The following is a 21,979-nucleotide window of genomic DNA, read 5'->3' on the forward strand; positions in this document are numbered from 1 at the left end:
GAAGCCGCTCCGACGAAAGCAATGCCCGCCGTCGGACGCCGCATTGCGTCCCGCCGCCTTCAATCCTTGAGGAAATACTCCACCGTCGTCACCACCCGCACTTTCTTCACCTGCGGGCTGCCCTGGTCGCGGTCGCTGATGTCGACCACGCCCTGGTTCGCGCTGCGGATGCCGCCGATGCGGGCGCCGGAATCCTTGGCGAACTGCTCGGCCGACTTGCGCGCGTTCGCTGTCGCCTCGGCGATCAGTGCCGGCTTGATCGCGTTGAGCCTGGTGTATTCGAAGTCCGGTTCGCTGGCGCCGCCATCCTCGCTGCCGATCATCACGCCGTGGGCGACGAGCTCGCCGCTGCGGCGCAGTACCGCCAGTGCGCGGGCGACGTTGGACGTGCGCAGCGTCACCGTGGTCGAGTAGCGATAGCGTTCCGGCGGCCGGTTGTCGCCCGAGGCCCACGCCCACCGATCCTGCAGCCGCGGCGGCGAAACCATGATCTCCGCCGGGCTGAAACCGGCGTCGACGAAGAACGCGCGGATCGTCGCCGTGTTGGCTTCGAGCTTGGACTGCACCTCGGCCAGGTCGTTGCCGCCCACGGTGTGCGGCAGAGGCCAGACGACCAGGTCGGCATCGACGATCTTCTCCGCCGAGCCCTTGACGGTGACGTAGCGGTCGCCGGTGCGCAGCCCGGTCATGCCTTGCGCCACGAACCAGCCGGCGCCCAGCAGGCCCAGCGCGAGCAGCAATGCGGCGATGATCGAACGGGCCGGGGATGCGGTCATTGCGGGCGCCTGTCGAGGGATGTCGACGACACCATACGGCCCAGCGGCTTGAAAGCGGCCGCCCAGGCCTCACACTGACGGCAGGTTTCCACTGCGACTTCCGATCCCGCCATGCCGATCTACGCCTTCGTCTGCACTGCCTGCGGCCACCAGTTCGATCGCCTGCAGAAGCTCTCCGACCCCGATCCCAGCGCGTGCCCGACCTGCAGCGCCGGGGCGGTCAAGCGCCAGCTGACCGCGCCCAGTTTCCGCCTGGCCGGCAGCGGCTGGTATGAGACCGACTTCAAGAAGGACGGCGACAAGAAGCGCAATCTCAGCGAGAAGGGCGGCGAGGCGAAGACCGAAGCCAAGGCCGACGCCAAGCCCGCCACCTCCTCCGGCGACGCCGCGCCCGCGGCGAAATCCGAGGCCAAGCCGGCCAAGACCGAGTCGCCCGCCGCCAAACCGGCCGCCGGCACGCCCTGACGCGGCGCCCGCGCGAGGCCGCGGCTAAACTAGCGGGCTGTTCCCTTGCCGTCCGGCGAGGGCGCCCGGCGGGTGGCCCAGGCACGGGGCACCCGCTGCTCCCGCCCGGCCGCGCCCCAACCCGAGCCCGCGTCCGGCGGCGCGGGATTCCACCAGCGGAGTGTTCGATGCGTACCCATTTCTGCGGCCTGGTCGACGAGGCACTGATCGGCCAGACGGTCACCCTGTGCGGCTGGGCCGATGTCGCCCGCGACCTCGGTGGCCTGGTCTTCATCGACCTGCGCGACCACGAAGGCATCGTCCAGGTCGTCGCCGAGCCGTCGGATGCGCAGGGCAACGCGCAGGTGCTGCAGGTCGCGGCGGACATCGGCTACGAGGACGCGCTGCGCGTCACCGGCGTCGTGCGCCGGCGTTCGAGCGTCAACAACAAGATCGCGACCGGCCAAGTCGAGGTCGTCGCGAGCCGGATCGAGGTGTTGAACAAGGCGCAGCCGCTGCCATTCCACGCGCACGAGAATCCCGGCGAGGACATCCGCCTGAAATACCGTTACCTGGACCTGCGCACGCCGAAAATGCAGCAGATGATGCGCACCCGCATCAGGCTGGTGCAGGCATTGCGTCGCTGGCTGGATGCACGCGGCTTTCAGGACATCGAGACGCCGATCCTGACCAAGGCCACGCCCGAGGGCGCGCGCGACTTCCTGGTGCCGGCGCGCATGCACCCGGGGGAGTTCTACGCGCTGCCGCAGTCGCCGCAGCTGTTCAAGCAGATCCTGATGGTGGCCGGTTTCGACCGCTACTACCAGATCGCGCGCTGCTTCCGCGACGAAGCCCTGCGCGCCGACCGCCAGCTGGAATTCACCCAGCTGGACATGGAATTCGCCTGGGTGTCCGAGCGCGACGTGCAGGACACGACCGAGACCCTGATCCGCGATGTGTTCCGCGAAGTCATGGGCGTGGAGCTGCCCGATCCGTTCCCGCGCATGACCTATGCCGAGGCGATGCGTCGCTACGGTTCGGACAAGCCGGACCTGCGCATCGCGCTGGAACTGGTCGATGTCGCCGACCGGGTGAAGGACTGCGAATTCCCGGTGTTCACGTCGGCGGCCAACGATGCCGACGGCCGCGTCGCGGCCTTGCGCATCCCGGGCGGCGCGGCCCTGTCGCGCAAGCAGATCGACGAGTACGCCGCCCACGCCGCGAAATTCGGCGCCAAGGGGCTGGCCTACGCGAAAATCGACGACGCCGGTGCCGTGACTTCGCCGATCGCCAAGTTCTTCGGGGCCGACGCGTTCGCCGCCCTGCTCGCGCACGTTGGCGCGGGCAACGGCGACATCGTGTTCTTCGGCGCCGGTGCCTACGGCAAGGTCAGCGATTTCATGGGCGCGGTGCGGCTGAAGGCGGGCAAGGAGTTCAATCTTGTCGGCGAAGGCTGGGCGCCGTTGTGGGTCACCGATTTCCCGATGTTCGAATGGGACGACGAAGCGCAGCGCTACGTGGCCTTGCACCACCCGTTCACCGCGCCGGCGGTCGACGACGTCGCTGACCTGCGTGCGAACGCGAAGACAGCGGTGTCGCGCGGCTACGACATGGTGCTCAACGGCAACGAGATCGGCGGCGGCTCGATCCGCATCCACCGGCCGCAGATGCAGTCGGCGGTGTTCGAGCTGCTGGGCATCGGCGCCGAAGAGGCCGAGGCGAAGTTCGGCTTCCTGCTCGACGCGCTGAAATACGGCGCGCCGCCGCACGGCGGCATCGCCTTCGGCATCGACCGCATCGCCGCGCTCATGGCCGGCACCGAATCCATCCGCGACGTGATCGCCTTCCCCAAGACCACGACCGCGCAATGCCTGATGACCGGCGCGCCGTCGCCGATCCCGGACGCGCAACTGGCCGAGGTGCATGTCAGCGTGCGGCCGAAGAAGGACAAGGCGGCGCAGTGACCCGGCCGCGGACGACCGAAGGTACGCGCCAGTCATGACCGCCCGCATCCGCCGCGCCACCGCCGCCGACGCGGCCGCGCTCAGCCGCATCGGCGCCAGCACCTTCGTCGATACCTTCGGCCACATGTATCCGCCGCAGGACCTGCAGGCGTTCCTCGACGAAAGCCATGCGCCGCAGGCCTACCTGCGCTACCTCGCCGACGACGCCTACGCGACGTGGCTGCTCGAGGACGACGGCGAGGCCGTCGGTTACGCGCTGGCCGGCCCCAGTGGCCTGCCGCATCCGGACGTCGCCGCCGGGGATGGCGAACTCAAGCGCCTGTACGTGGCACCCGCGCTTCATAACGGCGGCTGGGGCAGCCAGCTGTTCCAGCAGGCGCTGCGTTGGCTCGAGCGCGACGGCCCGCGCACGTTGTGGATCAGCGTCTGGTCGGAGAATTTCGGCGCCCAGCGCTTCTATGCACGCCACGGATTCGAGAAAGCCGGCGAGTACGAATTCCCGGTCGGACGGATCCGCGACCGCGAATTCATCTTCAAGCGACCCGCGTCGCTCCCGCGACGGGAGTACGCGGGCCAGTGAACCGCGTCATCCTGCTGCATGGCTTGTGGATGCCCGGTGCCTCGATGCAGTGGTTCGCCTCGAAGCTGGCGGCCGAAGGCTTCGCGCCGGAAATCTTCGCCTACCACAGCGTGGCCGACGGCCCCGATACCGCGGTGCCGCGGCTGATCGAGCTGCTGGCGCAGTCGCCGGCGGACATCGTCGCGCACAGCCTCGGTGGACTGATCGCGCTGCAGGCCCTGCACGAAGCGCCGCAGCTGCCCGTGCGGCGGGTGGTCTGCCTGGGCTCCCCCCTGACCGGCAGCGGCGCGGCCACGGGCATGCTGCGCTGGGCGCCGGCGGCGGCGATGCTGGGACGCAGCGCCGCGCTGCTGCAGCACGGTGTCGATGGCTGGAAAGGCCGCGCGCAGGTCGGCGTCATCGCCGGCTGCGTGCCCCATGGCCTGGGCGCGTTGCTGGCCGGGTTCGACGGCGACCATGACGGCACCGTGGCGGTGAGCGAAACCCGCCTGGCCGGGGTGGCCGACCACGTCGTGGTGGAAGCCAGCCACAGCGGCCTGCTGTTTTCCGCCGAAGCGGTCGCGCAGGCGGTCTCCTTCCTGCGCCAGGGGTGTTTCGCGCACTGAGGCGCGCCCGGACGGGCTGCGGCGCCGCGGTCGGCGGGCCGCAAGCGGCGGAATCGCCAGCGAAGTAAAATCGCCGGCTTTCCACGCGACACGCAGGATTCCCGCCATGGGCCGAGGCCCCTCCATCGAAGGCCGCAAGAACGCCGAGGACGCCCGGCGCGGCAAGATCTTCACGAAACTCATCCGCGAGATCTCGGTCGCCGCGCGCACCGGTGGCGGCGACCCCGGCGGCAACCCGCGCCTGCGCACCGCGATCGACAAGGCGCTGTCGGCCAACATGTCCAAGGACGTGATCGAGCGCGCGGTGAAGAAGGCGACCGGCGAACTCGAAGGCGTCGAGTACGAGGAAATCCGCTACGAGGGCTACGCGCCGGGCGGCGTCGCGGTGATCGTCGATTGCCTGACCGACAACAAGGTGCGCACCGTGGCCGACGTGCGCCACGCGTTCGGCAAGTTCGGCGGCAACCTGGGCACCGATGGCTCGGTGGCGTTCATGTTCAAGAAGCGCGGGGTGCTGACGTTCGCGGCCGGCGTCGGCGAGGACGCGCTGACGGAAGCGGCGATCGAGGCCGGTGCCGACGATATCGTGGTTTACGACGACGGGGCGATCGACGTGCTGACCGATCCGGATTCGTTCGCGGCGGTGAAGGCGGCGATGGAAGCCGCGGGCTTCCAGCCGGCGATCGCCGAAGTGACGCTGCGCGCGGACAACGACATCGCGGTCGAGGGCGATACCGCGCAACAGGTCGCAAAGCTCCTGCGCTGGCTGGAGGACCTGGACGACGTGCAGAACGTCTACTCCAACGCCGACCTCGGCGAAGATGCCTACGCCTAAGCGCGTAAGCTCACGCCGTGACCAGAATCCTCGGGATCGATCCGGGCTCGCAGCGCACCGGCATCGGCGTCATCGACGTCGGCGCCGACGGGCAGTGCCGCTACGTGCATGCGCAGGCGATCGTGCTGCTCGGCGCCGAGGACTTTCCGTCGCGGCTGGGCCTGCTGTGCGAAACGCTGGACGCGTTGCTCGAGCAATGGCAGCCGCAGCAGGTCGCGATCGAGACGGTATTCATGGACAAGTCGGCGATGTCCGCGCTCAAGCTCGGTCACGCGCGCGGCGCGGCACTGGCCACCGTGGTACGCCGGCGGCTGCCGGTCAGCGAATACGAGCCACGCCTGATCAAGCAGTCGCTGGTCGGCCGCGGCGGCGCCGACAAGACCCAGGTCCAGCACATGGTGCGGCTGCTGTTGAAACTGCCCGACGCCAAGCTGCAGGCCGACGCCGCCGATGCGCTCGCGGTGGCGCTGACGCACGCGCACATGAGCGCGACGGCGGCGCGCAGCGGCCTGACGACGGACCAGTTGCGGAGACGACGCGGATGACAGCGATTCGCGCTTCGGCGCCCCATTCCGGCGCAGGCCGGCGCCCGGTGCCCGTGCACTTCCCGGCCCGTTGCGTGAAGACGCAAAGCCCCGGGATCCGCGCGTTCGCGGCGATCACGGGCCAGGGCCACGACCGGGCAGCGGGAGGATCGACGTGATCGGGCGCCTCAAGGGGATCCTCATCCACAAGCAGCCGCCATGGCTGGTGGTCGACGTGAACGGCGTGGGTTACGAGCTGGAAGCGCCGATGAGCACGATCTACGACCTGCCCGACATCGGCCGCGAAGTGTCGCTGTTCACGCACTACGCGCAGAAGGAGGACAGCGTGTCGCTGTACGGCTTCCTGCGCGAATCCGAGCGGCGCCTGTTCCGCGACGTGCAGAAGGTCAGCGGCATCGGCGCGAAGATCGCGCTGGCGGTGCTGTCGGGCACCAGCGTCGACGACTTCGCGCGGCTGGTGCAGTCCAGCGACGTCGCCGCGCTCACCCGCATCCCGGGCATCGGCAAGAAGACCGCCGAGCGGATGGTGGTCGAACTGCGCGATCGCGCCGCCGACCTGATGGGCGGTGGACCGACGGCCAGTGGCATGCCCGGCGACCCGCAGTCCGAAGCCGTGAGCGCATTGCAGCAGCTGGGCTACAAGCCGGCCGAAGCCGTGCGCATGGCGCGCGAGGCCTCCAGTGAAGGCGACGACGCCGCCACCATCATCCGCAAGGCGTTAAAGTCCGCGCTGCGTTGAGCTGCGCACCCGAGCATCCCCAGGAAGCTGCATGTCCAGCCCGCAATCGACTTCAACGCCCCCCCATGCCGACAGCCATGGCCGCAAGGGCCTTGCCGGGCTGGTCGTCGGCGCGATCGGAGTCGTGTTCGGCGACATCGGCACCAGCCCGCTGTACACGCTCAAGCAGGCGTTCCTGCCACATTACGGCCTCACGCCGGACCACCCGACGGTGCTGGGCGTGCTGTCGCTGGTGTTCTGGGCGTTGATGATCGTGGTCACGCTCAAGTACGTCACCATCATCATGCGCGCCGACAACGAAGGCGAGGGCGGCATCATGGCGCTGATGGCGCTGGCCCAGCGCACGCTGCCGAAAGGCTCGCGCTCGGGCTACGTGGTCGGCATCCTCGCGATCTTCGGCGCGTCGCTGTTCTTCGGCGACGGCGTGATCACGCCGGCGGTGTCGGTGCTGGGCGCGATCGAAGGCCTGGAAATCGCCGCGCCACAACTCAACCACTGGATCGTCCCGATCTCGGTCGCGATCCTGCTGTTGCTGTTCATGAGCCAGCGCTTCGGCACGGAGAAGGTCGGCAAGGTGTTCGGCCCGGTGATGATGCTGTGGTTCCTCGCGCTGGCGGTCATCGGCGTGAGCAACATCGTCAAGGATCCGCTGGTCCTGAAGGCGCTCAATCCCTGGTGGGGCGTGCGCTTTTTCATGGAGCACGGCTGGGGCGGCATATTCATCCTCGGCGCGGTGGTGCTGGCCGTCACCGGCGGCGAGGCGCTGTATGCCGACATGGGCCACTTCGGCGCGCGGCCGATCCGCTATGCATGGACCTTCTTCGCGCTGCCGGCGCTGATGCTCAATTACCTGGGGCAGGGCGCGCTGGTGCTGGACCATCCGGCCGCGCTGAAGAATCCGTTCTACGAATCAGTGCCCGCATGGGGCCTGATCCCGATGATCGTGCTGGCCGCGGCGGCCGCGGTGATCGCCTCGCAAGCGGTGATCACCGGCGCGTATTCGGTGGCACGCCAGGCGATGCAACTGGGCTACATCCCGCGGATGGTGATCAAGCACACCTCGCACCAGACCATCGGCCAGATCTACGTGCCGTGGATCAACTGGGTGCTCGCCACCGCGGTGATCACGCTGGTGCTGACCTTCCGCACCGCCGACGCGCTGGCGTCGGCGTACGGCGTCTCGGTGTCCGGCACGATGCTCATCGACACGATGCTGCTGGCGCTGGTCGCGCGCGCGACGTGGCTGCGCGCGCGCCGCTGGGTGCTGCCGCTGTGCCTGGCGTTCGCGATCATTGAACTCGCGTTCCTGGTCGCCAACGGGGTGAAGTTCCTGGACGGCGCGTGGTTCCCGGTCGCGCTCGGGGTGGCGGTGTTCACCCTGCTGCGCACGTGGCGCCGCGGCCGCCAGCTGCTGTACGCCGAGATCCGCAAGGAAGGCATCCAGCTGGACAGCTTCCTGCCCGGACTGATGCTGGCGCCGCCGACACGGGTGCCGGGCACCGCGATCTTCCTCACCGCGCAGCAGGGGATGGTGCCGCACGCGCTGCTGCACAACCTCAAGCACAACAAGGTGCTGCACGAACGCAACGTGTTCCTGACCGCCGAAACGCTCAACGTGCCGTACGCCCCCGAGGACAAGCGCTTGAAGATCGCGCCGATCGGCGACGATTTCTACCGCGTGCTGGTGCGCTTCGGCTTCATGGAGGTGCCCGATGTGCCGCTGGCGCTGATGCGCTCCTGCGACCAGGGCGGCATCCACTTCGACCCGATGGACACCACGTATTTCGCCAGCCGCGAGAACGTCGTCGCACGTGCGCACAGCGGCATGGCGATCTGGCGCGACAAGCTGTTCGCGATCATGCACCGCAACGCGGCGCCGGCGACGAACTTCTTCCGGATTCCCGGCAACCGGCTTGTCGAGTTGGGCGCGCAGGTCGAGATCTAGGGAGATTGAGTAGCCCGGTCAAGGCCGCAGGCCGCATCCGGGGTGCTGGGCAGATCAGCAACAGCCTGCAAGCGTGGTCCCTGGCGCGCGGCGGCGCGTTGCAGGCCGCCGAGACCCCCAGTCCCGCGGCGCGGTATCGGACATAATCACCGGATGACCGACGACCGCATCATCGCCGCCGACGCCAGCCGCGAGGACGAGGCCATCGAGGCTTCCATCCGGCCCCGGCGGCTGGACGAATACCTCGGCCAGCAGCCGGTGCGCGAGCAGCTGGGCATCTACATCGAGGCGGCCAAACGGCGTGGCGAGGCGCTGGACCACGTGCTGGTGTTCGGGCCGCCGGGACTGGGCAAGACCACGCTCGCGCACGTCATCGCGAACGAGCTCGGGGTCGGCCTGCGGCAGACCTCCGGGCCGGTGATCGAGAAGGCCGGCGACCTGGCCGCGCTGCTGACCAACCTGCAGCCGCACGACGTGCTGTTCGTCGACGAGATCCATCGCCTGTCGCCCGCGATCGAGGAAGTCCTCTATCCGGCGATGGAGGATTACCAGATCGACATCATGATCGGCGAAGGCCCGGCCGCGCGCTCGATCAAGCTCGACCTGCCGCCGTTCACGCTGATCGGCGCCACCACCCGCGCCGGCCTGCTGACCGCGCCCTTGCGCGACCGCTTCGGCATCGTGCAGCGGCTGGAGTTCTATTCGCCAGAAGACCTCACCCGCATCGTGCGGCGTTCGGCATCGATCCTCGGCATCGCCTGCGAAGCCGAAGGCGCCGGCGAGATCGCGCGCCGCTCGCGTGGCACGCCGCGCATCGCCAACCGCCTGCTGCGCCGCGTGCGCGACTTCGCCCAGGTGCGTGCCGACGGCGACATCAACCGCGATGTCGCCAACGACGCGATGCGGATGCTCAAGGTCGACCCGGAGGGCTTCGACGACCTCGACCGGCGCCTGCTGCGCACCATCGTCGAGTCCTTCGATGGCGGCCCGGTCGGCGTCGAGTCGCTCGCCGCGGCATTGAGCGAGGAGCGCGGCACGCTGGAGGACGTCATCGAGCCCTACCTGATCCAGCAGGGGTACCTGGTGCGCACCGCGCGCGGACGCATGGCCAGCGCGAAGGCCTACCGGCACCTGGGCCTGCAGCCAAAGCGCGACCAGGGCATCGGCGCCGGAGAATCCGAACCCCTGTTCTAGCCACGAAGCGTCCGTAGCCCGGGTCAGCGCAGCGCACCCGGGGATGTTCCCGATGCCCCCCATCCCGGATTTCCAGCGACCCGGAGCCCGTAACGCGAGCGAAGCGAAACCATCCGCCCAAAGGCAACAACCCCTTCCCCGACCGACGGTCCCGCTTTGTCAAACCCCACGCCAGCACGCACGGTTCCCGTCCTGTTCACCCATCGCGTCCGCGTTTACTGGGAAGATACCGACGCCGGTGGCGTGGTCTACCACGCGCAATACCTTGCCTTCCTCGAACGCGCGCGCACCGAATGGCTGCGCGCGCTGGGCAAGGACCAACAGGTCTTGCGCGAGGAATCCGACCTGGTGTTCGCGGTGCGCGCGATGCAGGTGGAATTCCGGCAGCCGGCGCGGCTGGATGACGCGCTCGTGGTGTCGGTGGCCCTGCGACGCTGCGGCCGCGCCAGCCTGGTGTTCGCGCAGGCGATCGAGCGCGATGGCGTGCGGCTGCTGGATGCGAGCGTGCGCGTCGGCGCGCTGGCGGCTTCGGACTTCCGTCCGCGCGCGATCCCGCCCCCGCTGTACGACGAATTGAAATCCCTGGAGATGCACAACGTGGAGGACGGAGCATGATTTCCCTGCTGGCCGCATTGCAGGCCACCGCGATCGAACCGCTGCCCGAGGACGCGGCCAGCGGCGCCGCCACCGCGGTCCAGGGCGCGGCCGCCACCCCGCCGCACAACGGCCTGGACATGCTGCAGCTGGTGCTGCACGCCAGCCTGCCGGTGCAGCTGGTGCTGCTGCTGCTGCTGGTCGCATCCATCGCCTCGTGGGTGATCATCTTCCGCAAGAAGCGCGTGCTCGATCGCGCCCAGCGCGAAGCGATGCATTTCGAGGAGCGCTTCTGGTCCGGTGCGGAGATGGCCAAGCTGTATGCCGCCGCCACCGAACGCAACCGCGACATCGGCGGGCTGGAGGCGATCTTCGAAGGCGGCTATCGCGAGTTCAACCGCATCCGCCAGCGCCGCGGCGTGGACGCGCGCATGCAGCTGGAAGGCGCCCAGCGCGCGATGCGCGCCACCGCCTCGCGCGAGCTCGACGGGCTGGAGCACAACCTCGAGTTCCTCGCCAACGTTGGTTCGATCAGCCCCTACGTCGGCCTGTTCGGCACCGTGTGGGGAATCATGATTTCGTTCCAGGGCCTGGCCAACATGAAGGAAGCGACGATCGCCACCGTCGCGCCGGGCATTTCCGAAGCGCTGATCGCGACCGCCATGGGCCTGTTCGCCGCGATCCCGGCGGTGTGGGCCTACAACCGCTTCGCCACCCGGGTCGAGCGTCTCAACGTGCGCTACGACGCGTTCTCCGAGGAGTTCTCCTCGATCCTGCAGCGGCAGGCGCACATCGATGAAGCGTAGGAGCCCGCCATGGCCGTGACCGCCACCGGGCGCCGCATCCGCAAGCGCAAGCTCAAGGCCGAGATCAACGTCGTGCCGTACATCGACGTGATGCTGGTGCTGCTGATCATCTTCATGGTGACCGCGCCGCTGTTGAACCTGGGCACGGACATCAAGCTGCCGGACTCGCACGCCAAGTCGCTGGGCACGCCGAAGGATCCGATCGTGGTCAGCGCCTACGCCGACGGGCGCTACGCGCTCAAGCTGCCGGATGCGGACAACGTGACGATGACGCCGGCAGAGATCACCCGGAATTTGCAAGGGATCTACAAGCAGAACCACGACGCGACGGTCCTCGTCAACGGCGATGCCACCGCCAGCTACCAGGCCATCACCAATGCGATCGACGCGATCAAGGACGCCGGTTTCGACCGCGTGAGCCTGATCAGCCGGCCGGTGGAGGCGAAAGCCAAGTGAGGGAGCGCGGCGACGACACCGCGCTGGCCGTGCTGTTGGCGCTGGGACTGCATGTGCTGCTGTTCGCGCTGGTGGTGCTCGGGCTGTGGTGGAACCGACCGCCGCCGCAGGTGTCGGCGGCCGGCTCGCCGGTGCATGCCGACATCGTCGACGCCAACGCGCTGAGCCGCGCGACGCAACGCGCGCTGCTGGCGCCGAAAACGGTGGAGCCCACGCTCACGCCGCCGCAGCCTGCGCCCGAGCCGCAACCCCAGCAGGCGCCGGTGCCGCAACAGGTCAAGGCGCAGGAACCGATCCCGGTGCCCGACCAGGTCGAGCAGGAGAAGGTCGATCGCGATGCACTCGCCGCCGATGCGCGCGCCCGCGAGCAGGAGGAGAAGCACCGCCAGCAGCAGATCGACCTGACCGAGCAACGCGAACGGCAGGCCGAGGCCGAGCAGAAGCAGAAGCAGTTGCAGCAGCAGCTCGCGGAGATCAGGAAACAGCGCGAAAAAGCCGCCAAGGAAGCCAACCTCGCCGAGCAGAAGCTGCAGCAGATCGCCGACGCGCGTGCGCGCAATGCGGCCCAAGCCGCCGCGCAGGCCGACGCCAGCGCCAGCGCGCCACCGGGCAACAACGGCGTCGACACCGGCCTGCTCGCGCGCTACCAGGCCGCGCTGCAGGACGCGATCCTGCGCAACTGGGTACGCCCGGACTCGGTGGCACTGGGGCAGCGCTGCAAGCTCAACATCCGCCAGATCCCCGGCGGCCAGGTGATCGACGTCCAGGTCGACAGCAGCTGCCCCTATGACGAGCTGGGCAAGCGCTCGGTCGAGGCGGCGGTGCTCAAGGCCCAGCCTCTGCCGTACGCCGGCTTCGAACCGGTGTTCAGCCGCAACCTGACCGTCAACTTCGAGGCCCAGGACCGCTAGCCACCGGCCGCCCCACGGGTCCGGCTGCGTTCATCTTTGAGACGGCCTTAACAGGCAACCTGTTAAGAATCCGCTTTCCCCCACGGATCCGACCTGATGACGCATCGCTTGCCGCGCCTGTTCTCCGCTGCCCTGCCGTTGCCAGGGGCCCTGCTGGCGCTGCTGCTCGCCTTCCTGCCGATGGCGGCGCTGGCCCAGCAGAAGGGCCTGGAAATCGACATCGTCGGCGGCAACGCCGCGGCGCTGCCGATCGCCGTGGTGCCGATGCCCTACCAGGGCGGGGCCGCGGCGCCCACCACCGATGTGGCTGCGGTGATCCGCGCCGACCTCGACCGCTCGGGCCAGTTCCGCACGCTGCCCGACCGCGACATGGCCGAGCGCCCGACCCGCGGCAGCGAGGTCAACTACCCGACCTGGCGCGTGCTCAAGCAGGACTACATCGTCGTCGGCCACGTGCTGGATTCGGGCGATGGCGGCTATCGCGTCGAGTACGAGCTGTTCGACGTCGCCAAACAGCAGCGCCTGCTCGGTTTCGCCATGACCGCGCGCAGCAATGCGATGCGCGACGTGGCGCACCAGATCGCCGACGCCATCTACGAGAAGATCCTCGGCGTGCGCGGCGCGTTCTGGACCCGGATCGCATACATCACCGCGTCGGGCACCGGCAACCACATGCAATACGCGTTGATGGTCGCCGACTCGGATGGCTACAACCCGCAGACCGTGGTGCGCTCGGCCGCGCCACTGCTGTCGCCGGCGTGGAGTCCCGATGGCCGCACGCTGGCCTACGTCAGCTTCGAGAGCGGCAATTCGTCGATCTACCTGCAGGACATCAATTCCAGCGCACGGCAGAAGCTGGCCAGCTTCCGCGGCATCAATTCCAGCCCGTCGTTCTCCCCGGATGGCCGCCAGCTGGCGCTGACGCTCTCGCGCAGCGGCAATCCCGAGATCTACGTGATGGACCTGGGCAGCAAGGCGCTGCGGCAGGTGACCGACCAGTTCGGCATCGACACCTCGGCGGTGTTTTCACCCGACGGCGGCAGCCTGTATTTCACCTCCGACCGCGGCGGCAAGCCGCAGGTCTACAAGGTCCCGGCCGGTGGCGGCAGCGCCAGCCGCGTCAGCTTCCAGGGCAGCTACAACGCCGATCCCACCGTCTCCTACGACGGCAAGAAGATCGCGATGACGCAGGGCAACGGCAACAACTACCGCATCGCGCTGCTGGACCTGAGCCTGGGTTCGCCGCGCTGGAGCATGCTTTCGCCGGGCTCGCTGGATGAATCACCGAGCTTTGCACCTAATGCCAGCATGATCCTGTACGCCGCCCGTGAAGGCGGCCGCGGCGTGCTGTATGCGGTCTCGGCCGATGCGCGCGTGCGCCAGCGCCTGGTGCTGGCCGATGGCGACGTCCGCGAGCCGGCGTGGGGGCCGTATCGCCAGAAACGTTAGTTGTAGAGTGGCCGGGCCTATTCAGTTTTCACCAGACGAGGAAGTCGCATGAACGCAATGACGAGCACCAAGATGAGAACCACCACGCGCGTGCTGGCGGCGACGCTGCTGTGCGTGGGCGCCGTGGCCTGTTCGAAGAAGGTCAAGGAAGAGCCGCCGCCGGTCACCACGCCCAGCACCGCGCCGGTGACCGAAGCCCCCACCGCCGGCGTCTATGGCCCGGAAGACCTGGACACCGATGCCTGCCTGCGCACCCGCGTGGTGTACTTCGATTACGACCAGGACACGCTGCGGCCCGAGTTCCAGGCGGCGATGGCCTGCCACGCCAAGTACCTGCGCGACCGTCCGTCCTCGCGGATGACGCTGGAAGGCAACGCCGACGAGCGCGGCAGCCGCGATTACAACCTCGGCCTGGGCGAGCGTCGCGGCAACGCGGTGTCTTCCGCGCTGCAGGCCAACGGCGGCTCCGGCAGCCAGGTAACGGTGGTCAGCTACGGTGAGGAACGCCCGACCTGCACCCAGTCCAGCGAGGACTGCTGGAGCAAGAACCGTCGCGTCGAGATCGTCTACACCGCCAAGTAAGGCGACCATGATGCGAGCTTCGTTGTATGCAATCGCGTGCGCGGCGGCCCTGGTGGCCGCCGCACCCGCCCACGCCCAGCGCGCCAGCCTGGCCGAACGCGTCGCCGCGCTCGAGCAGCAGGCCGCCAGCAACCACGGCAATGTCGACCTGCTCAACCAGGTCAATGCGCTCAAGTCCGAAGTGCAGGCGCTGCGCGCGCAGCTGGAGGACCTCCAGCACCAGAGCCAGCAGTCGGCCCAGACCAGCCGCAGCCAGTACCTCGACCTGGATGGCCGCCTGAACCGGCTCGAAGGCGGCGTGCCCGCCGCGACCGACGCAGCAGTGGCGCCCCCCAGGGCAACATCGCCGGCGGCAACCCCGGCCGCTTCGCCCGCCGCCATCGATACGCCGCCTGCGGTCCACGGCGATGCCGGGACGCTGGCCCAGGGCGCCGACGAGCGCAGCAGCTACGACGCCGCCTTCGACACGCTCAAGAGCAGCGATTACGTTGCCTCCGCGCGCCAGTTCCAGGATTTCCTGCAGCGCTATCCCGATGGCGCCTACGCGCCCAACGCGCTGTACTGGCTGGGGCAAAGCTATTACCTGACCCAGAATTACGCGCTCGCGCAGCAGCAGTTCCAGGCGCTGCTCGACCGCTATCCGACCCATGCCAAGGCCTCCAGCGCGCTGCTCAAGGTCGGTCTGTCGCAGCTCGGGCTCAAGCAGCCCGACGCCGCGCGCGCCACCCTGCAGCAGGTGATCCAGCGCTACCCGGGCACCGACGCCGCCCGCGACGCCGACGACCGCCTGCGGGTGATGGACCTGCAAAGCGCCCGGTAACTGCGGCGATGGTCCGGTAGGGCGGGTTTCAACCCGCCGCTTTTCCATAACCTGCGACCTTGCGTCTTCCGGCAATCGCCCGCGGGCTCCCGGATTACGGGCGCAAAGGCGGCCGGCGGCGGGTTGAAACCCGCCCTACGATAAAATCCCCCGATGAACACCGTCGCCGAGGCGGCCGCCACCGCCGCGGACCGGCTCAAGCTCACCGAGATCTTCGTGTCCCTGCAGGGCGAGGCCCGCGATGCGGGCTGGCCGACGGCATTCGTGCGCCTGACCGGCTGCCCGCTGCGCTGCCAGTACTGCGACACCGCCTATGCCTTCCACGGCGGGCAGTGGTGGGACATCGACGCCATCCTCGCCGAGGTCGCGCGCGCCGGCGTGCGCCACGTCTGCGTGACCGGTGGCGAGCCGCTGGCGCAGAAACGCTGCATCAGCCTGCTGTCGCGCCTGTGCGACGCGGGCTACGTCGTCTCGCTGGAAACTTCCGGTGCCATCGACATTGCCGACGTCGACACCCGCGTCTCGCGCGTGGTCGACATCAAGACCCCGGCGTCCGGCGAGCAGGCGCGCAACCGCTGGGAAAACCTCGCGCTGCTCACGCCGCACGACCAGCTCAAGTTCGTGATCTGCGACCGCGCCGATTACGACTGGGCGCGCGATGTCGTCGCCACCCGCGGGCTCGGACAAATCTGCGACGTCTGGTTCTCGCCCAGCTTCACCCAAGTCGCCCCGCGCGCGCTGGCCGACTGGATCGTCGCCGACCGCCTGCCGGTACGCTACCAGCTGCAGCTGCACAAGATCCTCTGGAACGACGAACCCGGCCGCTGACGAAGGGAAGCCAGCACATGGACATCAGGGCAATGAAACCGGCGGTGATCCTGGTTTCCGGCGGCATGGATTCGGCGGTCGTGCTCGCCATCGCGCAGGAGCAGGGCTACGCCTGCCACGCCTTGAGCGTGCGCTACGGCCAGCGCCACACGTCGGAACTCGACGCCGCCGACCGCATCGCGCGCGCGCAGGACGCCGTCGCGCACAAGACGGTCGAAGTCGACCTGCGCAGCATCGGCGGCTCGGCGCTGACCGACGCCGACATCGCCGTGCCGCTGGATTCGGACAGCGACCCGCAGCGAGCCGCGATCCCGGTGACCTACGTGCCCGCGCGCAACACCATCATGCTGTCGCTCGCGCTCGGCTGGGCCGAGGTGCTGGGCGCGGCCGATATCTTCTGCGGCGTCAACGCGGTCGACTATTCCGGCTATCCGGACTGCCGCCCGGAATTCATCGCCGCCTTCGAGGCGCTCGCCAACCTCGCCACCAAGGCCGGTGTCGAAGGCGCCGGTTTCCGCGTCCACGCCCCGCTGCTGTCGATGAGCAAGGCCGACATCGTGCGCGAAGGCCTGCGCCTGAACGTCGATTTCGCCCAGACCGTCTCCTGCTACCAGGCCGACGCCGACGGCCGCGCCTGCGGCCACTGCGACGCCTGCCGCCTGCGCCGCGAAGGCTTCGCCGCCGCCGGCGTCGACGACCCCACCCGCTACGTGGCCTGACGGCCCCGAAGCGACCATCGCGCCGGTTGCGCTAGAATCCGCCTCCCGCGCGCAACCCGCGGCACCCGCAGCACCCGCAGCACCCGCAGCACCCGCAGCACCCGCAGCACCCGCAGCACCCGCAGCACCCGCAGCACCCGCAGCATCCGTTGGGCCGTTAGCTCAGTTGGTAGAGCAGAAGACTTTTAATCTTTTGGTCGATGGTTCGAATCCATCACGGCCCACCAACGGATCGGGGCGCGGCGCCGGCGAGGACGGCACATGCCATCCTTCACGTAGCGATATCGAACCGCGAGCGACTGCGCGACGATCGGCGATTGCGAACGGTGCACCGCCGCTCCGACCTCGCGGTCGCGGCGACGGTCATCCGGCGTGCTTGCCCGCCCGCGCGTTGGCGATCAATCCTGACAACTCGCGCATGTCCGCCAGCGCCTGCGCTTCCGGCGACGCGCCCTTGATCAACGCGGTCGCCGCATCCAATGCGGCTTTCTGCCGCACTGGATTCGAATCCAGGGTCAACGCGCTGACGTACAACGCGTAGGCGTAATCACCGCGGAAGCTGGTGCCGCTCGCGCCGGCCTGCTGTTCCTGCTGGTAGTACGCCAGTGCCGGTTGCAGGATGGTGCGTGCTTCATCGCTGCGCCCCTGCAGGGCGACGGCGTTCGCCAGCGTCGCGGCGGCGGCGGACGAGCGTTCTTTTGGATCGTCTTCCGATCGCTGGTTGGGTGGAAGTGCCAGCCAGCGCCGAGCCAGGGCTTCGGCCTGCCGATAATGACCGAGCCGAAGCGCCGCGGTGGCGGCCGTCCGCAAGCCACCGCTGAGCATGTTGTTCTGCGTGGTCGACGATCCCACGTCGCTGGCAGGCACCTTCACCGCATCGAGCCGATCGATCACGGCACTGGCATTCGCGAATGCCGCCTGCGCATCACCTTGCGCGAGCTGGATCGCCGCGAGCAGGCTTTGCTCGGGCTTGGCCATCAGCCGCCGTCGCGGATTGTCCGGGGCGGCCTGGGCGGAGAACTCGCCGGCATCACGCGCGAAGGCCTTGAGCGACTGCGCCGCCGCAGTCGCATCGCCGGCCCGTGCCTGGGTGATCGCCAGCGGAATCCACTCGAACCACAGCATCGGCGCGAGGCTGGACGGCCGTCGCGGATCGCGTTCCAGCGCCATCAGCGCGCGGTTGGTGGCGATCGCCTGGGCGATGTCGCCGCGCTCGAACTGCACATCGGACAAGTGGCTGAATCCCGACCCCCAGCGCTGCCACGCGCTGAGATCGGATGGATTGAAGCGGACTTCGTCCTCGCCCGCGCGCATGGTTTTTTCCGCGTAGGCCGCAGCGGCGACATCGTCGTGCTGGCGCTTGGCGATGGCGCCGAGCAGTTCCGCGGCCCAGGATCGGTCGGCAAGCGAATGCAGGTCGCCGGGGCGATGCGCCAGGATCTTGTCGGCGAGGTCGTACACCTGCTGCTCCAGTGTCTTGGCTTCGTCGACCCGTCCCAGCGACAGCAGGTGGCGCGACTCCGAATCGGCCGTATCGGCGTACGAAGACGTGGCATCGAGGTTGGACAAATCCAGTGCGCCCAGTCCCACCAGGATCCTGCGCGCCTCGTCGCACATCGTCACCGCCTTTTCCATCGGCTGCGAATGGCTCAGCGGATTCAGGGTATCGGCGTACAACTGCCGCACGCGTTTCGATGGATTGGGGCCGTACACCAGCGGCCGCAACAGCGCGGCGGCCTGGTCGAGTTCGGTTCCGGTGCCGCGGCCGTTTCCGCCGCCGATGACGGCGTTGAAGCCCTCGTTGTTCAGCGCCAGTGCCAGGCCATAGGTGACGTCTTCGCTGGTATCGCCCGCTGCCCGCAGCTTGTCGAACACTGCCTGTGCTTCGCCGAAATTACGGTAGGCGGCGTCGACATCGCCGCTGGCGTTCTGCGCGGCGCCTTCACGCACCTGCGCCATCGCGCGGTTGACCTGCGTCTGCGTGGTGATCAGTTCCGGCGGCAAGCTGTCGTAATAGCCGACCGTCATGTGCGCGAGCTTGCCGAGGGTGTCGAGCCTGCCGGTGGGCGCGAGTTCGCTGTAGAAATCCTCGATCAGGAAGCTGACCAGCTTCTCCGCGTTCGCCCGCGAGGCCTGCGCTTCCAGCTCGGCGGCGTGCGCGCGGCGCATGCTCCAGAAGCCGAACAACGCGCTGCCGATCGAGACCAGCGCCAGCACCGCGCACACGCCGGCGATCGTGCGTGCGCGCAGCAGCGCGCGGTGGGTCGCCGCTTCGCGTTCGCGCTGCTCGGCCAGCTGCCGTTGCGCGGCGTCGCGCGCCTCGCGCTCCTGGCGCAGGTTGCGGCTGGCGAGCACGACGCCGGCGAGCACGTCATGGGTCAGCTCGACCCGGCGCATGTCCAGGCGTTCCTCGATGCGCAGCAGGCGTCGATCCACCAGCTTGGCCAGCGAGTCCGGCGCGGCGCCGGCGGCGGCGAGCGCTTTCACCAGGCGTTCCTCGGCCAGGCTTTCGCGATAACCCGAGTCGGTGAGCAGCGCGTCCTCGATCACCCGCCGCACGCCCTCGGGCTGGTCGGCCAGCGCGCGCTCGTAGAACTCGCTCAGGATCGTGTCGCGCGAACCGGCCAGCAGGTCGGCGGAAATCTCGCTGCGCCCCTGTGCCTGGCGCACGGTGTTGAGTTCGCGGCAGACCAGGCTCAGCAGCGCCGGTTCGATCTCGGCGTTGGCCAGCTCCGAGCCACCGGCGACGAAGCGCACGATCGACTCGGCCACTTCCTGCGAGACGAGGCGTCCGCCAGGCTGGACCACGGCGCTCAGCGCCTGCGCGCCGTTCATGCGCGCCAGCCGCATCCGGTTCTGCGTGATCGACGGCATGCTCGCCTTGACGCTCTCCAGGTGCGCCAGGTAGTCCTCGCGCAAGGCGATCAGCACGCGGTAATCGGCGCGCGCGAAATCGAAATCGGCGGCCACGCTGTCGTCGTCCTCGATCCGTGCTTCGAGCGCCGCCGGTGGCCGGTTCTCGACCAGGTCGGCGAGATCGTCCAGGAACTGCCGCGCGCGCAGTCGACCGGCGTCGTCGGCCTGGGCGAGGGTGAAGATCTCCTCGAACTGGTCGAAGATCAGCAGCGGGATCAGTGGCCGGCCATCGACATCGCGCAGCAGGTCGCCGCGGTGGTGCATGAACTCCCACAGCGATTCGCCTTCGGTCGCCGAGCCCGGCCGCGTCCAGTGCCCGGCCGCCTCGGTGTCGCGGAAGATCGCCTGCTTGATCTGCTCCGACGGCGAGGGCGAGTCGGGCGCGTAATCGATGCGCACGTAGATCGGGCAATAACCTTCGGCGCGCAGGCGCGGCACGATGCCCGCGCGCAGCAGCGAGGTCTTGCCCAGGCCCGACTGCCCGAACAGCACCGTGAGCAGCTTGCGCTGCACGCGGCGGGCGAGCTCGGCGGTTTCCTCGTCGCGGCCGTGGAAGTAGGCGAGGGTTTCCTCGGAGTAGGAAAACAGGCCCAGCCACGGGTTCTGCGGATCGACCAGGCCGGTGCCCTCGCCATCGGCCGGGCTCATGGCGCGCTCCCGCCGAACAGCGCGTGCAGGCGCTGCAGGAATTCTGGCGGCGGTTCACCGCCAGGCATGCGCACGATGTGCAGTGCCTTGAATTGCTCGGGCACCAGCGCATCGGCTTCGGGGGTGTCGTCGATGCACACCGGCAGGATGAACTTCGCGCCGTCGGCCAGGTTGCGGGTGCGATCCACCGCGTAGCTCCACTCGCGGCGGAAGTAGGCTTCGTGCCGGCGCTGCGTGGTGGCCGAGATCACCGGCAGGAAGAAGCTGCAGCGGCCGATGTTCGCGCGGATCTTGCGGTCGTAGTCGTCGCCGCCTTCAAGCCGGTCGAGGTCGAACCAGGTCGTCAGCCCGGCACTGTCCATCGCCGCCTTGAGGCGCTGGACCGCGGGGAGGTCCTCGCGCGCATAGCTGATGAAGATCGCATTCTCCGGCATCTCGCGCGCCGGTGGCAGGAACCGTTGCGGCGCGTTGCCGCCGGTCGATGCCGCAGGACGCTGGCGCGCGGACCAGCGCTCGTGCAGCTCGGCGACGAACGCCTCGGCGCCGCCGAACACGCGCGTGCGCACGCTCACCTGCTGCAGGAACGCCACCAGCCGCGCGTCCTGCGCGGTGTGGTCATCGGCGAAGACCTCGCTCACGTCGCGCGGATCGGACAGGCGCTTGCGCTTGGCCATGCGCAGGAACAGGCGCGCCAGCCAGTTGGAGAAATCGCTGCCGATCAGCAGCAGGTGGTTGTGTTCGAGCTCGTGGAAGAGTTTTTCCGGCGTCAGGTGCTCGGACTGCAGCGCGCAGATGAACTCCAGCATGTCCTCGTCGGAGACGACGTAGGTCGGCGACGCCGACAGCCGGCCCAGCAGGTGGTAGAGCACGGTGCGCTGCGACTGGCTGCGTTCGGCCGACAGGTCGGCCACGCGGTTGGGTGCATAGGCGATGACTTCGGTCGAGGGCTGGCCGCCGTGCCGCTCCAGGTCGAGCGCGCGCTCGAGCAGCGGATCGAAGGTGGTGGTGACGAACAGGTCGAAGTCGGTGATCTGCGCCAGTTGCCGCAGCGCCAGCGGCGGCTCGAACTGCACTTCGCGCAGGATCGAGCGAAGCCGCGTATAGGCTTCCTCGCGCCGGCCGTGCTGGCCGAGGAAGCAGCACATCACGTCGTTGAGGGTGAGCGGCTGCGGCAGTCCACCGACATCCACCGACAGCCGCGCGGCGAGCTTCTCCGCCAGCCATTCGTACAACGGACGCAGGCCGCGATCGGTCTGCACCCGCAGTAGGTCGGGGCCGATGATCGGGATGACGCGGCGCTCTTCGATGTAGTTGAGCAGGTCGTCCCAGGCGTCCTCGTCGAATGCCTGCAACGATGCGGCCGTGGCCGGAAGGGTCGCCATGCGTCACCCCCTGCTCGGACTGCCGAGCCAAGCCAGCTGGTGGCCGGCCGCGCGAGTTTAGCGAAGCCATACCGGACCGCAAATGGCATGGTTTCGATGTGCCGCGGCGTGGCCGCAAGCCACCGGGTTGCACGTTTTAGCCTGTTCGATTTCGTGTCCGGCGTCCGGCGTCCGGCGTCCGGCGTCCGGCGTCCGGCGTCCGGCGTCGGCGTCGGCGGCGGCGGCGTCGGCGGCGGCGGCG

At 68.8% G+C, this 21,979-nt stretch carries 22 protein-coding genes and 1 tRNA gene; 19 read left to right on the top strand and 4 right to left on the bottom strand.

Features of this window, described 5'->3' with window-relative positions:
* Positions 1-59: 59 nt before the first annotated feature.
* The gene (locus G7B67_RS06235) at positions 60-776 is read right to left on the bottom strand and encodes an SIMPL domain-containing protein (protein WP_166209566.1); all 717 of its coding nucleotides are present in this window, start codon (positions 774-776) and stop codon (positions 60-62) included.
* A 111-nt stretch (positions 777-887) separates the two neighbouring features.
* On the opposite strand from G7B67_RS06235, the gene G7B67_RS06240 reads away from it, so the two are divergent.
* The 19 genes from G7B67_RS06240 to G7B67_RS06330 all read left to right on the top strand — a co-directional run bounded on the left by G7B67_RS06240 (position 888) and on the right by G7B67_RS06330 (position 17,019).
* Complete coding sequence (locus tag G7B67_RS06240; RefSeq protein WP_166209569.1) at positions 888-1,241, top strand: FmdB family zinc ribbon protein; 354 nt, start codon at positions 888-890, stop codon at positions 1,239-1,241.
* A 167-nt stretch (positions 1,242-1,408) separates the two neighbouring features.
* Positions 1,409-3,184 carry an aspartate--tRNA ligase gene (gene aspS / locus G7B67_RS06245; protein ID WP_166209572.1) on the top strand — a complete coding sequence of 592 codons (1,776 nt, stop codon included), beginning with the start codon at positions 1,409-1,411 and terminating at the stop codon, positions 3,182-3,184.
* Positions 3,185-3,218: 34 nt separating this feature from the next.
* Complete coding sequence (locus G7B67_RS06250) at positions 3,219-3,764, top strand: GNAT family N-acetyltransferase (protein ID WP_166209575.1); 546 nt, start codon at positions 3,219-3,221, stop codon at positions 3,762-3,764.
* A 29-nt stretch (positions 3,765-3,793) separates the two neighbouring features.
* On the top strand, positions 3,794-4,369 hold the full coding sequence (locus G7B67_RS06255; RefSeq protein WP_166209639.1) for an alpha/beta hydrolase: 576 nt from the start codon (positions 3,794-3,796) through the stop codon (positions 4,367-4,369).
* Positions 4,370-4,475: 106 nt separating this feature from the next.
* Positions 4,476-5,204 carry a YebC/PmpR family DNA-binding transcriptional regulator gene (locus G7B67_RS06260; protein ID WP_166209578.1) on the top strand — a complete coding sequence of 243 codons (729 nt, stop codon included), beginning with the start codon at positions 4,476-4,478 and terminating at the stop codon, positions 5,202-5,204.
* A 17-nt stretch (positions 5,205-5,221) separates the two neighbouring features.
* Complete coding sequence (ruvC, locus tag G7B67_RS06265) at positions 5,222-5,749, top strand: crossover junction endodeoxyribonuclease RuvC (protein ID WP_166209581.1); 528 nt, start codon at positions 5,222-5,224, stop codon at positions 5,747-5,749.
* A 154-nt stretch (positions 5,750-5,903) separates the two neighbouring features.
* A complete protein-coding gene (gene ruvA / locus G7B67_RS06270; RefSeq protein ID WP_166209584.1) occupies positions 5,904-6,488 on the top strand; it encodes a Holliday junction branch migration protein RuvA in 585 nt (194 codons plus the stop codon).
* A gap of 31 nt (positions 6,489-6,519) precedes the next feature.
* Complete coding sequence (locus tag G7B67_RS06275) at positions 6,520-8,433, top strand: potassium transporter Kup (RefSeq protein WP_166209587.1); 1,914 nt, start codon at positions 6,520-6,522, stop codon at positions 8,431-8,433.
* A 153-nt stretch (positions 8,434-8,586) separates the two neighbouring features.
* Positions 8,587-9,627 carry a Holliday junction branch migration DNA helicase RuvB gene (gene ruvB / locus G7B67_RS06280; RefSeq protein ID WP_166209590.1) on the top strand — a complete coding sequence of 347 codons (1,041 nt, stop codon included), beginning with the start codon at positions 8,587-8,589 and terminating at the stop codon, positions 9,625-9,627.
* A gap of 156 nt (positions 9,628-9,783) precedes the next feature.
* On the top strand, positions 9,784-10,242 hold the full coding sequence (gene ybgC, locus G7B67_RS06285) for a tol-pal system-associated acyl-CoA thioesterase (protein ID WP_166209593.1): 459 nt from the start codon (positions 9,784-9,786) through the stop codon (positions 10,240-10,242).
* Positions 10,239-11,027 (top strand): protein TolQ, encoded by a 789-nt coding sequence (gene tolQ, locus G7B67_RS06290; protein ID WP_166209596.1) that lies wholly within the window; start codon positions 10,239-10,241, stop codon positions 11,025-11,027. The genes ybgC and tolQ overlap by 4 nt, the downstream gene beginning before the upstream one ends.
* A 9-nt stretch (positions 11,028-11,036) precedes the next feature.
* Positions 11,037-11,483: an ExbD/TolR family protein gene (locus G7B67_RS06295; RefSeq protein ID WP_166209599.1), complete on the top strand. Its 447-nt coding sequence runs from the start codon at positions 11,037-11,039 to the stop codon at positions 11,481-11,483.
* Positions 11,480-12,394, top strand: a complete 915-nt coding sequence (gene tolA, locus G7B67_RS06300) for a cell envelope integrity protein TolA (protein WP_166209601.1) — start codon at positions 11,480-11,482, stop codon at positions 12,392-12,394. The genes G7B67_RS06295 and tolA overlap by 4 nt, the downstream gene beginning before the upstream one ends.
* 180 nt (positions 12,395-12,574) lie before the next feature.
* Positions 12,575-13,843, top strand: coding sequence for a Tol-Pal system beta propeller repeat protein TolB (gene tolB, locus G7B67_RS06305; protein ID WP_425482417.1), 1,269 nt, complete (start codon positions 12,575-12,577; stop codon positions 13,841-13,843).
* A 72-nt stretch (positions 13,844-13,915) separates the two neighbouring features.
* Positions 13,916-14,425 carry a peptidoglycan-associated lipoprotein Pal gene (gene pal, locus G7B67_RS06310; protein ID WP_166209642.1) on the top strand — a complete coding sequence of 170 codons (510 nt, stop codon included), beginning with the start codon at positions 13,916-13,918 and terminating at the stop codon, positions 14,423-14,425.
* Positions 14,426-14,435: 10 nt separating this feature from the next.
* Entirely contained in the window at positions 14,436-15,245 is an 810-nt protein-coding gene (gene ybgF, locus G7B67_RS06315; protein WP_207780880.1) for a tol-pal system protein YbgF, read from the top strand.
* Between the two features lie 153 nt (positions 15,246-15,398).
* Entirely contained in the window at positions 15,399-16,073 is a 675-nt protein-coding gene (gene queE / locus G7B67_RS06320) for a 7-carboxy-7-deazaguanine synthase QueE (RefSeq protein ID WP_166209607.1), read from the top strand.
* 17 nt (positions 16,074-16,090) lie between these two features.
* A complete protein-coding gene (queC, locus tag G7B67_RS06325; RefSeq protein ID WP_166209610.1) occupies positions 16,091-16,792 on the top strand; it encodes a 7-cyano-7-deazaguanine synthase QueC in 702 nt (233 codons plus the stop codon).
* 151 nt (positions 16,793-16,943) lie between these two features.
* Positions 16,944-17,019, top strand: a tRNA-Lys gene (locus G7B67_RS06330).
* A gap of 136 nt (positions 17,020-17,155) precedes the next feature.
* On the opposite strand, the gene G7B67_RS06335 is transcribed toward G7B67_RS06330, so the two are convergent.
* From G7B67_RS06335 to G7B67_RS13300, 3 genes are all read right to left on the bottom strand, one after another.
* Entirely contained in the window at positions 17,156-20,356 is a 3,201-nt protein-coding gene (locus G7B67_RS06335; protein ID WP_166209613.1) for an ATP-binding protein, read from the bottom strand.
* Complete coding sequence (locus tag G7B67_RS06340) at positions 20,353-21,738, bottom strand: toll/interleukin-1 receptor domain-containing protein (RefSeq protein WP_166209616.1); 1,386 nt, start codon at positions 21,736-21,738, stop codon at positions 20,353-20,355. The genes G7B67_RS06335 and G7B67_RS06340 overlap by 4 nt, the downstream gene beginning before the upstream one ends.
* A 57-nt stretch (positions 21,739-21,795) precedes the next feature.
* On the bottom strand, positions 21,796-21,979 hold a 184-nt coding region (locus tag G7B67_RS13300; protein WP_207780881.1), incomplete at its 5' end, for a hypothetical protein.

Source organism: Cognatiluteimonas telluris (assembly GCF_011320095.1).
GTDB lineage: Bacteria > Pseudomonadota > Gammaproteobacteria > Xanthomonadales > Xanthomonadaceae > Cognatiluteimonas > Cognatiluteimonas telluris.

What these genes read in the sequence shown, in the direction of transcription:
- pal (WP_166209642.1), top strand. Translation starts at nt 13,916, where the DNA reads ATGAGAACCACCACGCGCGTGCTGGCGGCGACGCTGCTGTGCGTGGGC.
- G7B67_RS06235 (WP_166209566.1), bottom strand. Translation starts at nt 776, where the DNA reads ATGACCGCATCCCCGGCCCGTTCGATCATCGCCGCATTGCTGCTCGCG.
- G7B67_RS06255 (WP_166209639.1), top strand. Translation starts at nt 3,794, where the DNA reads ATGCCCGGTGCCTCGATGCAGTGGTTCGCCTCGAAGCTGGCGGCCGAA.
- queC (WP_166209610.1), top strand. Translation starts at nt 16,091, where the DNA reads ATGGACATCAGGGCAATGAAACCGGCGGTGATCCTGGTTTCCGGCGGC.
- G7B67_RS06295 (WP_166209599.1), top strand. Translation starts at nt 11,037, where the DNA reads ATGGCCGTGACCGCCACCGGGCGCCGCATCCGCAAGCGCAAGCTCAAG.
- tolQ (WP_166209596.1), top strand. Translation starts at nt 10,239, where the DNA reads ATGATTTCCCTGCTGGCCGCATTGCAGGCCACCGCGATCGAACCGCTG.
- ybgF (WP_207780880.1), top strand. Translation starts at nt 14,436, where the DNA reads ATGCGAGCTTCGTTGTATGCAATCGCGTGCGCGGCGGCCCTGGTGGCC.
- G7B67_RS06260 (WP_166209578.1), top strand. Translation starts at nt 4,476, where the DNA reads ATGGGCCGAGGCCCCTCCATCGAAGGCCGCAAGAACGCCGAGGACGCC.
- aspS (WP_166209572.1), top strand. Translation starts at nt 1,409, where the DNA reads ATGCGTACCCATTTCTGCGGCCTGGTCGACGAGGCACTGATCGGCCAG.
- G7B67_RS06275 (WP_166209587.1), top strand. Translation starts at nt 6,520, where the DNA reads ATGTCCAGCCCGCAATCGACTTCAACGCCCCCCCATGCCGACAGCCAT.
- G7B67_RS06250 (WP_166209575.1), top strand. Translation starts at nt 3,219, where the DNA reads ATGACCGCCCGCATCCGCCGCGCCACCGCCGCCGACGCGGCCGCGCTC.
- ruvB (WP_166209590.1), top strand. Translation starts at nt 8,587, where the DNA reads ATGACCGACGACCGCATCATCGCCGCCGACGCCAGCCGCGAGGACGAG.
- G7B67_RS06340 (WP_166209616.1), bottom strand. Translation starts at nt 21,738, where the DNA reads ATGGCGACCCTTCCGGCCACGGCCGCATCGTTGCAGGCATTCGACGAG.
- queE (WP_166209607.1), top strand. Translation starts at nt 15,399, where the DNA reads ATGAACACCGTCGCCGAGGCGGCCGCCACCGCCGCGGACCGGCTCAAG.
- tolB (WP_425482417.1), top strand. Translation starts at nt 12,575, where the DNA reads ATGGCGGCGCTGGCCCAGCAGAAGGGCCTGGAAATCGACATCGTCGGC.
- G7B67_RS06240 (WP_166209569.1), top strand. Translation starts at nt 888, where the DNA reads ATGCCGATCTACGCCTTCGTCTGCACTGCCTGCGGCCACCAGTTCGAT.
- G7B67_RS06335 (WP_166209613.1), bottom strand. Translation starts at nt 20,356, where the DNA reads ATGAGCCCGGCCGATGGCGAGGGCACCGGCCTGGTCGATCCGCAGAAC.